The sequence below is a fragment of the Anaerophaga thermohalophila DSM 12881 genome (assembly GCF_000191885.1).
In the GTDB taxonomy this organism is placed as follows: Bacteria; Bacteroidota; Bacteroidia; order Bacteroidales; family Marinilabiliaceae; genus Anaerophaga; species Anaerophaga thermohalophila.
Genome location: NZ_AEWI01000190.1, coordinates 1 through 1,072 on the forward strand (window position 1 = coordinate 1; position 1,072 = coordinate 1,072).

General features: G+C 42.4%; 2 protein-coding genes. Both read left to right on the forward strand.

The window, feature by feature from the left end:
* A partial coding sequence (locus tag ATH1_RS19930; protein WP_010424921.1) for a biotin/lipoyl-containing protein occupies positions 1–498 on the forward strand: 498 nt, incomplete at its 5' end.
* A gap of 70 nt (positions 499–568) precedes the next feature.
* Positions 569–1,072, forward strand: a 504-nt coding sequence (locus ATH1_RS0117550) for a sodium ion-translocating decarboxylase subunit beta (RefSeq protein ID WP_010424923.1), incomplete at its 3' end; no start/stop codon positions are given.

A 1,072-nucleotide genomic window follows, 5' to 3' on the forward strand; every position in this document is an offset into this window, starting at 1 on the left:
CAATACCGCAACTATAAGTCGGGTAAGGCCAAAGAAGCATTTGAAGCCGATCTGAAAGAAAAAAGAACGGCTGAAGCTTCAGCAGCCAATAAAGGAGAAAAAGCAGGCACAACGCCGGTAACCGGATTTGCTCCTTCCAAAATGAACATTAATGTAAATGGAGAGGATTTTGAAGTAACGGTTTCTTACGAAGGCAACACTCAGATATCCGATTCTTCCGGGAAAGCATCCGGCAATGGTGAGAAATCACAACAGACTTCGGTCAACGGTGAAGTTGTTGTTTCTCCACTCGAAGGAAAGTTCTATTTCACCAAAGATTCAAGCGAAACCCCTGTTAAAGTAGGAGATAAGGTCAAGGAAGGAGATATCCTCGGGTATGTTGAAGCAATGAAAACATACAACGCCATCCGTTTCGATAAAAGTGGTGAGATAAAACAAATACTCAAAGAAAACGGTAGCGATGTTGAGGAAGACGATGAACTCGTTGTGCTTGGCTGACATCGAAATGAGTATTCGGGATTATTGAGTTTTCAACAAAATCGATCTTTTATTGATCCGAAGAAATTGTATGGAAGTTATTAATCAATTATACGAAATGACAGCACTGGGGCAAATCATCGAAAGCCCCGGTGTTTTGTTAATGATAGTTATAGGAGCGGTTTTACTTTACCTTGGAATTGTAAAAAAGTATGAGCCCTTGTTATTGGTACCGATAGGTTTTGGAATTATCCTGGCCAACCTGCCGGGTGGCAATATGGGAGTGGTGCCTGCCGATATGGTAGCGCTTCCCGATCACAGGTATATGAATCTTTTTGAGATTGCCAGTGAGTACGGTATCATGAACTACATTTATTATTCTCTGATAAAAACCGGCTTTTTGCCACCTATCATTTTTATGGGAGTGGGGGCATTGACCGATTTTGGTCCAATGCTTAGAAATCTGCGGTTAGCCTTTTTTGGCGCTGCGGCTCAGATAGGTATTTTTGGTGTTTTTTTCGGTGCCATTGCACTCGGATTTACCCCAAAAGAAGCAGGAGCTCTGGGGATTAAACGAAGTCCCGCCATATTGGGA